The organism is Heyndrickxia ginsengihumi (genome assembly GCF_011008565.1).
Lineage (GTDB): Bacteria > Bacillota > Bacilli > Bacillales > Bacillaceae_C > Weizmannia > Weizmannia ginsengihumi.
Map to the genome: position 1 here is coordinate 1 of NZ_JAAIWK010000015.1, position 15379 is coordinate 15379.

11 protein-coding genes and 1 pseudogene are annotated in these 15379 nt (G+C 35.0%); 9 read left to right on the plus strand and 3 right to left on the minus strand.

Annotation, left to right across the window (positions count from 1 at the left end; translation table 11 throughout):
• Nucleotides 1-2303: 2303 nt before the first annotated feature.
• Nucleotides 2304-3407: a GerAB/ArcD/ProY family transporter gene (locus G4D61_RS10095; RefSeq protein ID WP_035355435.1), complete on the plus strand. Its 1104-nt coding sequence runs from the start codon at nt 2304-2306 to the stop codon at nt 3405-3407.
• Between the two features lie 597 nt (nt 3408-4004).
• On the plus strand, nt 4005-5264 hold the full coding sequence (ltrA, locus tag G4D61_RS10100) for a group II intron reverse transcriptase/maturase (protein WP_035352844.1): 1260 nt from the start codon (nt 4005-4007) through the stop codon (nt 5262-5264).
• Nucleotides 5265-5396: 132 nt separating this feature from the next.
• On the opposite strand, the gene G4D61_RS10105 is transcribed toward ltrA, so the two are convergent.
• Together G4D61_RS10105 and G4D61_RS10110 are read right to left on the minus strand one after the other, a co-directional pair.
• Nucleotides 5397-6593: a Ger(x)C family spore germination protein gene (locus G4D61_RS10105; RefSeq protein WP_163173863.1), complete on the minus strand. Its 1197-nt coding sequence runs from the start codon at nt 6591-6593 to the stop codon at nt 5397-5399.
• On the minus strand, nt 6586-8187 hold the full coding sequence (locus G4D61_RS10110; protein WP_163173865.1) for a spore germination protein: 1602 nt from the start codon (nt 8185-8187) through the stop codon (nt 6586-6588). The genes G4D61_RS10105 and G4D61_RS10110 overlap by 8 nt, the downstream gene beginning before the upstream one ends.
• Nucleotides 8188-8728: 541 nt before the next feature.
• On the opposite strand from G4D61_RS10110, the pseudogene G4D61_RS10115 reads away from it, so the two are divergent.
• The 6 genes and pseudogenes from G4D61_RS10115 to G4D61_RS10140 form a co-directional block, all read left to right on the plus strand.
• Nucleotides 8729-9655 (plus strand): annotated as a pseudogene (locus G4D61_RS10115) (DinB/UmuC family translesion DNA polymerase); the annotation flags it as partial.
• Nucleotides 9652-9984 carry a YolD-like family protein gene (locus tag G4D61_RS10120; RefSeq protein ID WP_035355420.1) on the plus strand — a complete coding sequence of 111 codons (333 nt, stop codon included), beginning with the start codon at nt 9652-9654 and terminating at the stop codon, nt 9982-9984. The pseudogene G4D61_RS10115 and the gene G4D61_RS10120, both read left to right, overlap by 4 nt.
• 207 nt (nt 9985-10191) lie before the next feature.
• Entirely contained in the window at nt 10192-10959 is a 768-nt protein-coding gene (locus G4D61_RS10125; RefSeq protein ID WP_035355418.1) for a TSUP family transporter, read from the plus strand.
• A gap of 363 nt (nt 10960-11322) precedes the next feature.
• Entirely contained in the window at nt 11323-12111 is a 789-nt protein-coding gene (locus G4D61_RS10130) for a hypothetical protein (RefSeq protein WP_035355415.1), read from the plus strand.
• Between the two features lie 7 nt (nt 12112-12118).
• On the plus strand, nt 12119-12577 hold the full coding sequence (locus G4D61_RS10135) for a hypothetical protein (RefSeq protein ID WP_035355412.1): 459 nt from the start codon (nt 12119-12121) through the stop codon (nt 12575-12577).
• A gap of 153 nt (nt 12578-12730) precedes the next feature.
• Complete coding sequence (locus G4D61_RS10140; RefSeq protein WP_163173867.1) at nt 12731-13195, plus strand: MarR family winged helix-turn-helix transcriptional regulator; 465 nt, start codon at nt 12731-12733, stop codon at nt 13193-13195.
• Nucleotides 13196-13269: 74 nt separating this feature from the next.
• Here G4D61_RS10140 and G4D61_RS10145 read toward each other — a convergent pair whose 3' ends face one another.
• Nucleotides 13270-14568 (minus strand): VTT domain-containing protein, encoded by a 1299-nt coding sequence (locus G4D61_RS10145; protein ID WP_035355410.1) that lies wholly within the window; start codon nt 14566-14568, stop codon nt 13270-13272.
• Nucleotides 14569-14922: 354 nt separating this feature from the next.
• On the opposite strand from G4D61_RS10145, the gene G4D61_RS10150 reads away from it, so the two are divergent.
• Entirely contained in the window at nt 14923-15141 is a 219-nt protein-coding gene (locus tag G4D61_RS10150; RefSeq protein ID WP_025728164.1) for a hypothetical protein, read from the plus strand.
• Nucleotides 15142-15379: the final 238 nt, after the last annotated feature.

Genomic DNA, 15379 nt, shown 5'->3' on the forward strand with positions numbered 1-15379 from the left:
TTCATTTGTTTCTCGACAATTCAAGTGTAAAGGATTTAGGAGTTTACGTGTATTTTTATGTCTGAATTTTATTCACACCCCAACAAATATAATAGAGCCAAAATATAAGAAATCCCTAAATTATGCAATAAAATCCTGATTTAAAAAAGTGTCGTATAATTGTAATTAAGCTAAACCAGAAGATAAGCAATACAAAGGATAATATTTGGGGGAAGTAACAATGTTAAAAAGAAATGCAAATATTGAAGCAATAAAGGAAACTAAAGATGCAAACAAATTTGGTGATTTTTATAGGCGCAGTTGCTTCAGCTGATTCGTCCTTCATCATATTGCTTAAAAACTTGTTGATTCTGGGGAAACAACAACCGTATGATGGAGAAATTGGCATATGGATAATAAGTTATACGCAAATGGCTTAAGAAAAATAGATAGGAGATTTCAATAAACAGAAATAGAATTTTAATGACAAATAAACTTCATATTTAATTAAAAGGAAGATTTCCCTTACCTACGGAAAAAAATCGTCCTTTTCAATGCTGACGAAGTCCTAATTTGAACTTTTAAAGATTCAACATGCAGAATATTATTAACACTGGTAAAATACATTGACAAAAAGAAATCAGTTCATTATTAAAAGCTGCACATCTTTTTTTTATATCTTCTACGATTAAATTTTTATTATCATAATCAGCTGAGCAAGTGTTTATTTGATTGGGGATTAATATGGAATTAAACGCTCTCATGACAATTCTTAAATACAATAATCAAAAGGTTGAATATTTCTATACAATCCCTCGCCATTCCATGTTAATCCTATTATTTTTCCTCTTAATTGATCTGGTAATGCAAAATTAGACTCTATCTTTTAAATAAATTTTGTTAAAAAGTTCTTGGCGCTTGTGTGTGGACGCCATATAATACCAGAAGGTATAAATTATACTCTCTACCTCCGGAAAGGAAGGAGGTGAGGAGAATGATGGAAAAGGTGATTTCTCTTATTCGACTCTTTTAAATTCAATAATAGCTATCATTACTTGACAGTTGCCCTTTTAAATTTAAAAGGACGTAAAAAGAACGCTTACCGTCGGAACCTATAAGCATTCAATCAATCATCCGTGAAAAGGGAAAATCCCCTTTCTACACCATTATTGAAGGGAGTTGTTAGATTTATGAATATGTCGATTATTTCATTAGCAATATCAGTCGTGACTCTGATTATATCAATTATCGCACTGGCTATAACTCTAAAGAAACGCTAATATATGCAGTGGAAGTCATGAAAGGTGATAAAAATGTCTGAATGTGAATTCAATACACGAATGACAGTAAGTATATAGGACAATAGAAATGAAGGTTTTATAAAAAAGATCAAAGGTCTTCTTGCTATTGCAAATGATAATAAAAGTGATGAAAAATTTCAATCTGCATTTATCATGGCGCAAAAGTTGATGAAAGACGATATTTCTACGGGGCCTTACCCATAACATATCAATCACTATTCCCAAAATAAACTCAAACATTATGTTTATCCTTCCTTTTTATATCGTTCATTAGAATGAACAGTCTTTTTAAATTCCAAAAAATTGGGAGAGTTCTTCTGTTTATATACAATTTTTATTATAGCAACTTCTCCCTATATCCTATTTATCTTTTTTCTGTTTAAAATGTAATTTTTGTCATGTTTAGTAGAAGAATTGCGTTTGTTTAGAGTAAAAATCTCAAAAACAATCCTTTTTGAGATTTTTGACACAAGAAGCACGGAAACGATACAGAGGAATAGTAGCGCTACTCTTCTCGATATATAAAAAATCTACTACAAGAAAGTTTTTTTTTGCAAATTTTGGGCATTTTATAAGGTATCAGGTTAAAAAAGTATGATAAAAGTGGGACAGCAATTGGTAAAACGATAATGAGAATGATATGAATCATGGTTAATGGGATTTTTGTATAGTTATTATCTTGCGTTTTACCTGAATGTAGAGCTTTCAGTTTTGGAAAATAAAGAAATATTTTTGGATTTGGTCAAGAATTACTATCCCAGTATTGTTTACTGTATTTTTTAACATAAACAAGAAAGTAAACGATCAAGGAAAGGTCTACACATGCTTTCTTCACTCTCGGAGAAATTCTTTTTCATTTACTTTACATAAGGATTTAAAAATGCCATTACTACCAGTTGCTAAGGATGCGGCAGATTACATAGGAGAGGGAGTAAAATGAAAATATTGTCAATGTTGGAATTTAAGTAATATACATTGACACAATATGCTTGTTAAGTCTGAATTCTTTGAGGTACTAAGAATATGTATAAAATTTCATCCTATCAATTGTTCGTCATAACCTTTATTTATCAATTAGGGACTACAGTAATTTTTGGGTTTGGGGGGGCAGCAGGTCGAGATGCATGGATTGGTCAACTTGTATCAATGGGTCTAGGGATTTTGGTTCTTCTGTTATACACTATCTTAATGCGCATGAACCCAGGGTTAACTCTTGTTCAGTGGTTCCCTGCACAATTTGGACGATGGATAGGAATACCCATTGCGTTTTTGTATCCGCTCTTGTTTCTATATCATGTAGGGAGAGGCCTTGCAGATATTAGAGATATGATTTCAACAACAATATTATTCAATACTCCATTTCTAATTATAGAAGGGGTATTTATCATCTTTATTGCTTATTGCGTATATGGAGGTATCGAAATCATTGCTCGGTTAGGAGAAATGATCTTTCCCTTAGTTTTAGTAATGTTTTGTATTCAGCTGATACTTCTTTGTAGCACGGGTGTTATGCATATTAATAATTTACGCCCTGTCCTTGAAAACGGATGGTCTCCTATTTGGAAGGTTGTATATCCTGGCGGTATTATGCAGCCTTTTGGAGAAACAATCATATTAGCCATGTTTTGGACCGATACAGACCGCCCTGAAAAGATTATGAAGACTACGATTCTGGCTACTATACTTGCCGGATTGATGATAACTTGTTGGGACATGCTTGCTATTTCAGTTATCGGTCCTATGTTTTCACGCTTTTTGTATCCACTTTACACATTACTCGGTGTAATCAGTATTGGGGATTTTATTGAAAATTTACAAATTTTTGGTATTTTATATTTTTTTATGACAGCCTTAATAAAGGAATTGGTAAATATGCTCGGAGCGCTAAAGGGTTTTCAGCAATTGACTCGGATGAAGAATTATCGGGCACTTATCATTCCAGCAAGTGTCATAGCATTGTTCTTGGGAATGACAATGTCAAAAAATATCTCTGAGCACGTTTATTATACTCACACGAAAATATTAGTACCTTATATATGGGTACCTATATTTTTAATAATACCAACTATACTTCTTATTGTTACTTGGTTCCGACAAAAGGTGTTTAAAATCAAAAAAAATGGTTAGAGAAACAATAATAGCCACCGGTCTAACTGGTGGTTATTATTGTTGTGCGCCCGGCATGGGTGCAGTCTCTAGGGTGCAAGTCCCGAGCCATGAAGGCAGTAGTAGTGGTTAGCTTAACGCAAGGGTGTCCGCGGCGACGCGGAATCTGAAGGAAGCGAGCGGCAAACCTCCGGTCTGAGGAATACAAACTTCATATGAGGCTAGGTACCATTGGATGAGTTTGCAACTCAAAACGAAGTCCTTACTGCCGAAGGTGGTACAGAGTAAATGAAGCAGATAGATGGAGGGAAAGACTGTACTCTTACCCGGGGAGGTCTGATTGATAAGCCAAGTACACTTGGTAACCTATCCAGCAATGGATAGCTGAACAATCAGAAGTCAGCAGAGGTCATAGTACCATTCTAACTCGAGAAAGAATGGGAAGGACTGAACTATTAAGAAAGAATGAAATCTGTACATTCGGTGATTGCGTTGAACACAGACAATCCGAAAGGACTTACCTAAAGAAGGAAGCGGTGAACCCGTTGGGGACTTTAGGAGGGTGGAGCAAGAGCCGGCATAAACAGAACCTTCATTCACGTGGAAAGGAATGACATCATGTTAATGGAACGGATCTTGTCACGGGAAAATCTCTTAACTGCCCTGAAAAGAGTGGAGCAGAATAAAGGAAGTCACGGCATAGATGGAATGTCCGTAAAATTCCTACGACGACATCTCTATGAAAACTGGGATTCCCTTCGGGAAACTTTGAGAACAGGTAACTATCGACCTTCCCCTGTACGTCGTGTCGAAATCCCGAAACCAAACGGAGGGGTTAGGCTCTTAGGCATACCAACTGTGACAGACCGTTTCATCCAACAGGCAATTGCCCAAGTATTAACCCCAATCTTTGACCCAACCTTTTCTGAAAATAGCTACGGATTCCGCCCTAACAGGAGTGCCCATAATGCAGTAAGAAAGGCAAAGGAATATATAAAAAAGGGTTTTCGTTGGGTAATTGATATGGACTTAGAGAAATTCTTTGATAAGGTCAATCATGACAAATTGATGGGAATACTCGCTAAAAGAATCAAAGATCGCACGCTTCTAAAACTAATTCGGAAATACCTTCAATCAGGTGTAATGCTTAATGGGGTCGAACAATCGACGGAGGAAGGTACTCCGCAAGGAGGACCTCTCAGTCCTCTCCTCTCAAACATAATTCTTGATAAATTAGATAAAGAACTAGAAGCCAGAGGGCATAGGTTTGTCCGTTATGCGGATGACTGCAACATTTATGTTAAGTCATTAAAAGCAGGGGAACGTGTAATGGAATCCGTTACGATATTTATTGAGCAGAAATTAAAGTTGAAGGTAAATAGAGACAAATCGGCGGTTGACCGCCCGTGGAAACGGAAATTTCTAGGTTTTAGTTTTACATGGAATAAAGAACCGAAGGTGCGAATAGCGAAACAAAGCATTAAACGCTTTAAGACAAAGATTCGAGAAATCACCTCACGGTCAAAACCTTTTCCGATGGAAGTAAGGATTGAAATGTTAAACCGCTACCTTACTGGATGGTGCGGATACTTCGCTTTAGCTGATACCCCAAGTAAATTCAAAGAATTCGATGAATGGATAAGAAGAAGGCTCAGAATGTGCGAATGGAAACAATGGAAGAAGCCTAAAACCAGAGTCAGAAAACTAATTGGTTTAGGTGTCCCAGATTACAAAGCATATGAATGGGGTAACTCTAGAAAGAAATACTGGAGAATTGCATGTAGTCCAATATTACACAAAACCCTCGATAACTCCTACTGGAGTCAACGAGGATTGAGAAGTCTATATAACCGCTATGAATTTCTACGTCAATCTTAATGGAACCGCCGTATACCGAACGGTACGTACGGTGGTGTAAGAGGTCGGGGGTTAGTCACCCCCTCCTACTTAATTCTCTACTCTTACTTAATCCACTATAAAGACATCTTCAGTGAATTTCTTCGTTCAAACTCATTCAATTATAGATGGCCCTGTTACGCCAATCTTTCGTACAATTAAATTCGCTTTTACAGAAATCTCAGCTTTTGAAAACTCTTTATCCCAGTTTTTCTTTAGGGATTTCCATTGGCGCATGTCTTTTCGTTTGATTGCATTACTAAATCCAAAGATGTCCGTACCATACTTTTTTTGCACCTTTGTAATTGTTTGAAGAACTGTTTTTTCAACCTCTTTGTCTAATGAATTTTGAACAATGGAAATATTTTGTATTTTAGTAAGATCTAATCTTGTATTGTTTTCTCGAATGTTTCCTTGTCCAGTTAAGGTGACAAGAATTTTTACCTTGTTGTTTTGTATGATTGGCTCAATATTGCTATCTAATTTGTTTAAATCCAAAGTGAAATAACCTTTTTCTTTTGGTACACGCGACGTCACCATTAGAAAATCCAGATTCCCGGTTAACCAATGAAACACTCTTCCTTCTTTCATATTTAAGAAACCAACTAATTTTAAGTTTTTGTTAAATATTCCGATACCTGAAATTCGAAACCCTTTCGCCTTGGATTGCTCTTCACGATTCTCCCCTTCTTTTAAAGAAGAGGGGGACTCAATTGAAATAACAGGCATGGTTGGGTAGCTTCCCTGACTGGATGTAGAGAGTAAAAAGTTTAAAAATTCTCCTTCTTTTAGTGATCCAATTTGGTTATATTCTTTTAAAGCCCCTACGGCGGGGATATTCTCCATTGGATACGATATTTTAAGAAAATTCTTTGCAGTGTTTCCCTTGACAACAAAAACATCGGTTAGTAAATTGATGCTGGGATCTCTAGTATAGTTATCTAATATGTCCCTGATGCCTTTTTTAGCCAGTGCTTCCCCAATGACTATAACCCTCTGTTGTCCACGAAATATTTTTCGAGAAAGCTTTATCTGCATTTGTTGTACGGCATCGAGTGTATTCTTCCCAATACCTGTTGCGACAAAATAAGGATTTCCCTGGCTTCCTCCACCTCCGCCATTTGTCAGTTCTCCGCTTATTTTTGACGGAATAACAACTTGGGTGCTAATCTGAATCTTTTTGTCCTTGGTTTCGTCGATCCCCCATGCGACTTCAATCGCACGATCGTTTAACTCCTCACTATCCCAACAACCGGATAAGAGTAACATAGATGGAATGAAAATAAAAAAGATGATTAGTTTCCTATTCATTTGTTTTGTCTCCTTGTTTTGGACTTGGTTGTTGACCTTCTGGAGTGCGTTTTTTATCCGCTCCGGAGATCAATGCAGGCCGGTAGGTCATGCCCCATCTCGGTACACGGATAAAAACATCTTTCCAGTTTTTAAGAATAAGTGGTGCTATCGGGCTTAAATAGGGGACTCCAAACGAACGAAGTTTAAGGAGATGAGCCAAAATGAAAAAAACTCCTATTACTATCCCGTACAGCCCTAGGGTTCCGGCTAAAATCAACAACGGGAAACGAAGAATTCGGTAAGCAGTACCCAGGTTGTATCTTGGTACTGTAAACGATGCAATACCAGTCGATGATACAATAATTACTACGGGAGCTGATACAATACCTGCCTGTACAGCAGCTTGACCTATGACAAGTGCTCCAACAATACTAACAGCTGAGCCAATAGGCCTTGGTAACCGAATTCCCGCTTCTCGAAGCCCCTCAAACATAAGTTCCATCAACATGGTCTCAACGAGAGTAGGAAACGGTACTCCTTCTCTGGCTGCGGCTATGCTAATTAACAAATTTGTTGGAATTAGCTGTGGATGATAGGTTACGATGGCTACATATAAAGACGGGAAAAGCAGTGCCATATTAAATAAGGAGTAGCGAATCAATCGAACGAAAGTGGAATAGACAGACCGTTCGTAATAATCATCTACCGCTTGCAAACCGCTCCAAAATGTCATTGGGACAACTAATACAAATGGAGTATTATCTACAAAAATGGCTATTTTTCCTTCTAACAAACTGGAACATACGACATCAGGTCGTTCAGTATTTTGAACTTGTGGGAATGGTGTCCATGTAAAATCCTCGATAAATTCTTCAATGTAACTTGATTCCATTACCCCGTCAACTTGTATTCTACGGATTCTTTTTCGGACTTCCTCTATTACAGTATTTGGAGCAATTCCGTCGATATAGGCAATGACAATATCGGTCTGAGTAATTTGACCAATCGTTATTGGCTCCAATTTTAGTTTTACACTTCGGATCCGTCTACGGATAAGACTTGTATTAATACGTAATATTTCTGTAAAACCATCCCTTGGTCCACGGACGGATGTTTCAGCAACTGGCTCTTCTATACTTCTTTTTTCGAATCCTTTAAGTTCTGCTACTAAAGCTTTACTTGTTCCGTCAACTAAAATGGCTACATTTCCCTTTAAGATCCCATTTGTTACATCCATAATTTTAATATCCTTCTGAACTTGTGCGATTGCAATAAAATTCTGCTCAATGATTTGTTCTACTTTTGGGACCTTTCCCAATACATCAGGAAATCCATCAAACATCAATGGTTTTAACACAACTTGATCAAGAGTCTTTGAATCAATCAAACCATCGATATAAATTAAAAGTATCTTGGTGTCACTTTGGATTTCAATGGGACGAAATATGATATCTGAACAATCTTTAAATATCTCTTTAAATATCTTCTCATTAATAGCAAGTTTAGTGTTTAAATTTAAATTTTGGATGTTTGGAAACATAGAATTTGACGATTCTATATCGTTTAATATCTTGTTATAATCCAAATATTTCCTTTTTTTCTTCCAAAACATATAACCGTCTCCCTGTTTATAATTAAACCATTCAGTTATAGAATTCCCCTTAACTCGACAGCTATTCATCGTGATTTATAATAAAGAAACCTTTTCCACAAACTTGTCCATTCATTAAGTAGCAATAACAAAGAGAACTGCTGAAACGATCCATATGTTGTAAAACTAAAGCTTTGTTACTTTTTGTAGTGCTTGATGTTTACTTTGAAATAATATTGATTAACTAGTATGGGGGCTAATTTGTACTTTATCAAACTTGGAAAATTGACCGTTATGAATAATTTCGGAAATTAAGATGTACTCCAAAATATCACTAAGAAGGAAACACCTGATAAAGATTTTCACAAATATTAACCAGAAAAAAATTCGAAATATAATACACCCTATTTCCTCGATGTTAAAGGAATCAAGTTTATTCTATGCGAAATAATTAAATATAAAAATTTATTCATAGCTAGGTAAACCAGAAAAATGTCGTATACATTTAGAAATCTAAAATATCAACTAATATACAAATCGTAGACAATAACTTGACAACAGAATTGATGAATCATTTATTAAGGTAGATGGATTAACAAGGCTATTTAGAAATCCATATACAATAGCCATGAAAATAAAAAATGATATTAAAGAAACATTTGGTCTGCCATGCACCGTTGGCATCGGTCCTAATATGTTGATTGCCAAACTTGCGCTAGACTTAGAATCAAAGAAAAAGAAAAATGGGATTGCAGAGTGGGCATATGAAGATATTCAAAAAAAACTATGGTCGGTTTCTCCTTTAAGTAAAATGTGGGGGATTGGTCTTAGGATGGAAAGAAACTTAAACAGAATGGGAATATTTACAGTTGGAGCTTTAGCAAATCATGATTTAAAGCTATTAGAGAAAAAGTTTGGAGTGATCGGCAATCAACTTTATCACCATGCATGGGGAGTAGATTTGTCCGATTTAGGTGCCCCAATATTGCAAGGACAAATTTCTTTTGGTAAAAGCCAAATTCTTATGAGAGATTATAAAAAAGAACATGAAATTAAAACGGTTATTTTAGAGATGTGCGAAGAAGTGGCTCGCAGGGCACGCAAATCACGAAAAGCAGGGAGGACAATTAGTCTTGGAATAAGCTATTCAGAATCTGAGTATGGCGGTGGCTTTTATCGATCCCATACGATTGATGAGCCGACAAATATCACAATGGTCATATATGAGGCGTGTTTAAAACTTTTTCGTCAACATTACACTGGAAAGAGTGTGAGGCAAATTTCTATATCGCTGTCCAAGGTAACGGATGACACGAATTTACAGCTAAGTTTATTTGAGCCAAGAAGAGATAAGCAGCGTGAATTAGGATATGTCGTTGACAAGATTAGAGATCGATTTGGATCAGCAGCCATTTTACGTGCTGTTTCATATACCGAAGCAGGTACGGCATTAAAACGTTCTAAGCTAGTAGGGGGACATAAAGCATGATTCGCGATCGGGGTAATAAAAAGTGGGTATCACTAATGTTGCCTGAACATGTTCAGATGCTGAAAGAAATGGCTATCGATTTAAATAGACAAGAGCAGCCCATTTTAGATGAAGATCAAATTCAAGAATTAGAAATACGTATTAATGATTCGATTCAATATCATTTACCTTTGGAGTTTACAATTATAAAAGAAGGATTTGAACAAAGGGTTACTGGTTATGTTCATCGTATCAATCAAATTCAAAAACAATTTAAACTAAAAGATATGAACGATAACGTTAAGTATATAAATTTTAGTGAGATTGTAGATGTCAATATAATAGATTAAAGTCTTGAAAACATTAAGAATGGATTGTTTTTGTTTATATGAACGTAACTATCAGTAGGGACTAGTGTAAAATTGGTAGCAATCGAATGAGAAGCAGAAGAGATTCTGCTTTCTTTTTTATCTCCCCGTTTTCCTTGCTATATTAAATTTACAATTAGCGATGAAATGGTTACTATTTAGTAGTGACTATAAGAAAGGTTGATTGACATGCATTTATCTTTAGACCCATCATTATTAATTATTTTAATTGTTTTTGGATTTTTAGCTTCATTTATTGATTCTGTCGTCGGGGGCGGCGGTCTGATTTCTCTACCTGCATTATTATTTACAGGGATGAATCCAGCAGGGGCGGTTGCTACTAATAAACTAGCATCGACAATGGGTTCTTTGACGAGTACTTTTATGTATTATCGCTCTGGTAAACTCGATTTCAAATCTGTTTTTAAATTATTTCCACTCACATTTTTTGGTTCGATGTTTGGTGCTTGGACTTGCCATTTGATAAATCCTGAAGTACTAAAACCACTAATGTTAGTAATGCTTGCCGCAGTTGCTATTTATACTATTTTCAAGAAAGATTGGGGGAGTATTTCCGCCCCAAAAAAATTGTCCATCCGTCACGTCATTATTTTTATGGTTGCTATTTTTGCGATTGGTTTTTATGATGGATTTCTTGGCCCTGGAACAGGTTCATTTTTAATTTTTTCTTTTTTGTTGATTGGTTTTGATTTTTTAAAGGCAGCGGGTAATGCAAAATTTTTAAACTTTGGTAGTAATATTGCCGGTCTGTTGATGTTTTCATTTTTAGGACAAGTAAACTATACTTATGGACTAATAATGGGGGTTGCACAACTTGCTGGTGCAGTTTGTGGCTCAAAGTTTGCGATCAAAAAAGGAAGCGGTTATGTCCGAGCTATGTTTATTGCAGTAACTGTTTTATTATTAGCAAAAAATGTCTATGATTATTTCATTTAACTACTGTGCCCTTTTTATGGGGTACAGTAGCTTTATTCAAGTTAATGAGACATCGTATCTTATTAAATCTCAAATTTATAAGGAAATTGCAGAATAAATGAGGTTGATACGATATCATTTTTTGTTTAGTATCATGTGCGCGCTGTTTAAGATTTGTACATATCATATAGATACTTGTTCGTATCGAAATATTTATAAAAGTCCTGTTTACAAAGCTTTTGATGTACTTATTTCACCCCGTGCTCTAATTGACTAGTGTTGAAAATTAATCATCGAATATATATGGGGCTATCTAAAAAAGGTTGCGTATAAATGTAACCTTTTTTGGAAAAATATTATAAATAATTCTTAAAGGTGGATTAAATGGATAATTACACAAATGACAATACCGCCAGAAGATATAAAGCCCATGTTAGTATTTTCGGAACAACTCAACTTCATTTGAGAAATCCTTACATTATTGCTTGGTGGTCTGCAGCGTTCCCTGGATTCGGACATATGCTTTTATCTAAATATCTTCGAGGATATGCATTATTTATTTGGGAAGTTATCGTCAATGTAAAAGCACATATTAACTCTTCAATGATTTATTCTTTTCAAGGAAATATAGACATGGCAAAAGAGGTATTGAACACAAGGTGGCTGCTGATGTATATTCCCGTGTACCTTTTCGGTATTTGGGACAGCTATCGCACAACAATAGATATGAATAGGGTTTATCTTTTAGCTGAGCGGGAGGAACATCGTTTTAATTCATTTTCTTTAGGAGCATTAGAGATTAACTACCTGGATAAGCGAGATCCTATTCTTGCAGTTATGTGGTCATCTTTTATTCCTGGTTTAGGGCAGCTCTATCTTCATAGAATCTTAACGGCAATCTTTATTATCGTATGGTTAGTTGTATTTTATTATTATTCCCATATTCAAGAGGCTGTCTTATTGTTAGTTTTAGGTAAAGTAAAAGAAGCCACCTCTGTTTTAAAACCAGAATGGCTCCTTTTTATTCCTTCACATTATGGGTTTGCAATATATGATGCCTATATTAATACAGTAGAAAATAATAAACTTTTCAAAAAAGAATTAAGAGGTTATTTAACTGAGCACTATCAATCGGAAGGTTTCCAAATAAAAAAAGGTAGAAAAGTGAAGTGATAAAATTTTGCAGCTTTTTTCAACGTTTGAAAGTACTGGATTTTTGGAAATGGCAGTTTCAACGCTAGAAAAAAGAGGGATTTCAAAAGAAAGTATATTTGCCGTTCCTCTTGACAATAGAAGAGAAGCACGTAAAATTTTTGATACATTGCATCGCTCAGATGGTACGACCCTTATTGATATTGGAGTGGGATTTGCAACTGCTTTATCAGTTATTGGCGCAAGCATAGGATTTAAATTAGCTTGGGGTCCAATTTATTGGGGATTAATAGGTGCATTTGTTGGGTTTGTCCTTGGCTTTGCTATACGCTTTTTTATAGAATTAGTTGTAAAAAAAAGGAAGAGAACGTTAAAGGGGAAATATTCTGAAATAATCTTAATTGTTGATTGTCCAGAATCTAAAGCTGAATTAATTGAGGAAATACTCTGGAATCATTTTGCATTAGGAGTAGCAAAAATAAAATGACGAATCGCTATGATTTATTGGAGTTGAAAATGCGGAAGCCCTTACTAAGCAGGGCTTTTTTTAGTTTAACTAAATTTTTTATCTAAATATTTTAAAATAGCTCAAAATAGAATAGTTTCATATTAAACTATCTTATAAAGAGGAGTGATTGAAATGGACATAAATTGTGATGATCCGAAGGTCAAACAGGCAATAGAGGTTTATCAATCATTTTGGGCTATAAATAAAACTACAGCGAAGTTAACGAAGAAAAATGCTGAAAGTTTTGGACTGTCATTACAACAGTTATCAATTCTTAATACATTATTTGCTTTTCCTGAACTAACACAGCAGGAATTGGCTGAGAAACTGATCACCCCAAAAAGTACAATTAGTGTTGGTATAGATAATTTATTTGAAACAGGGCTAGTAGAAAAAAAGTATTCTAAAAAAAACGAAGGAGAAGTAAAACTAACATTAACAATTAAGGGTAAAGAAATATCCACGAAGTCCAGTAAACATTCACTATCTTATAAAGCGATGTTGTTCGCTTTAGATAAAATGGCTGAAGAAGATATTCAGACTTTACTTCGTATACAGAAAGAACTGCTAAATCATTTAATTAAAAGCGGTTTTTAGGATTTAGTACGAGTTTAAAAAAAGATGACTCCTGTTAGAATAGGAATCATCTTTTAATTATCTTCAGATATTTATTAATTGTCTTCTTTAATTAAATTTCTTTTTAATATAGAAAGAAATCGAAACATTTCTAAGGCAAAGAACATGCCACTGACCCACGCTCCGCCGAATACATAGCCTGCTATAATATCACTTGGCTCAGAGTGATTAATATAGATAGCGCTGATGCCGTATAATGCTAGTATGAATATAAAAGAAACTAATAGTACGGTGATTAGCTTATAGTAACGGTGATGTCTTAATAGCATAATTAAGAAGAAACCGAACACGCTCACTAAGAACATTGCGGATTGATCCGGAAAATTAGAGCTGATATGTTTATTACTGAATAAAAATTGGAAAAGCCACTGAATTCCTTCTGAAAAAAGAAATGTTCCAATTAAAGTAACAGCGAAAAATATTAATTCCAGCCAAATGTTTTTTCTGTTAAAAAGAATGATGAAAATAGTAAGCAGAGTAAATACACCTAAAACTTTTATAGAAGATAGCGCATAAATCTTCAACATAACTACTTTCCAGTTAGAGTTAAAAAGCGAAAATACAATTGTACGAACGATCGTATTAAAGTGGACAAATTCATTGCTAATAAAATCTTGAATCATTCCTACCATTAAAGTAAAGAGAGCAGCAAATAAAACTAAAATGATTAAGATAAGAAATTTTACTTTAAGATAGCTTCGAAAGTGTTTAAAAGTTACTTGGGTTAAAAGGAAAAACGATTCTTTAATAGATTGCCTGTTCGTTTTTATAATAATATATGTAAGAACAATAAATCCGATTGCAATGCTTGCCAGAACAAGCCATTTTTTGATTTCACCCTCATACTGATCCCATTTCGGTCCTAATGAATATCCTAAAAAAATGAGTGTCCCAGTCCATAGAAAGACACCAATATAAGAAAAAACAGCAAATGAACGAAATGGTAGTTTGATTACGCCTGATATAATGCTGGCAATATGGCGGATACCTGGGATCATATAGGAAAAAATTAATAAAACTTTTCCGTACTTCGTATACCATCTCTCCATTTTCTCCATTTTTTCAGGTCCCATATGAATATAACGTCCATATTTTTTGAAAAAAGGTACACCAAGTATGTGCCCGATCCAATAGGAAATGGATGCACCTATAATTCCTCCCAGTCCTGCAGCAAGAATGGAAAGAATGAGATTCATTTTCCCTTGAAAAGCGAGAACGCCTACATAACTGAGAAGGGCTTCATTTGGGATTGGGATGATAATGAGTTCGAGCATTAAAGAAAGAAAAAGCACGATATATCCGTACTCATTTAATAAATGAATTAATTCGCCCATACATACACTTCCTTGAAATTGAATGACAGTTTTATCCTTTGTAATGGTGAATCTATCTTATCACAAATATTTAAATATGCCCAAGTTGTTTAAAAAATATCGTTTCATTAAGAAAATAATGAATTACTGCCAATTGTTAAAGGGTGGTGTAGTTAAATAAAGGTTTATTTAAATTTTAACTTTTTTATAAGATTCATCACAATGTTTCATGTGAACTTAAGCACCTTTAAGCAATCAAAAAGTAACTGCGACAAATTCAACATGTAAGACATATTATATTGTTAACGTAGGGATGCTGTATCTAAATTGCAATAAAGTATCTCTTTAATAACATTTCTTAAGGAGAGATTGCAAATGGTTGTGATTCAATATTTTGATAATACATTATTAGTGTTAACTCAGCTTGTAAGACAAATTCCCTCTGTTGGCGATGATATAAAAATTAAAGGACGAAAAGGGAAAGTAATCAGTGTGACAGAGATGGAAGGGAATATCGTCCGTATCAATGTCGCCTTTGAAAAAATCATCAAAAAACAATCCCTCTTATTAGATAATAAGAAAAAAAGAAAATAGCTAGCCATCCCGTTTTTTAACAGGAGAAGGGGCTCTCACCCCGTTTGCCACTCGATGAAAGTGGAAGGGGAAAGCATGTCCAAGGGAAAGAGACGATGCTCCTGTACCGCCCGCGGAAAGCGATCCCCTGAAGCAGTGAAAAACAATCCCCAACTACAAAAAAATAGACAGCTCTCACTTTTACGAGATTATTTACGCATTAAGAGGCCGGGACAAAAGGATAGTAGCTAAAGAGAAC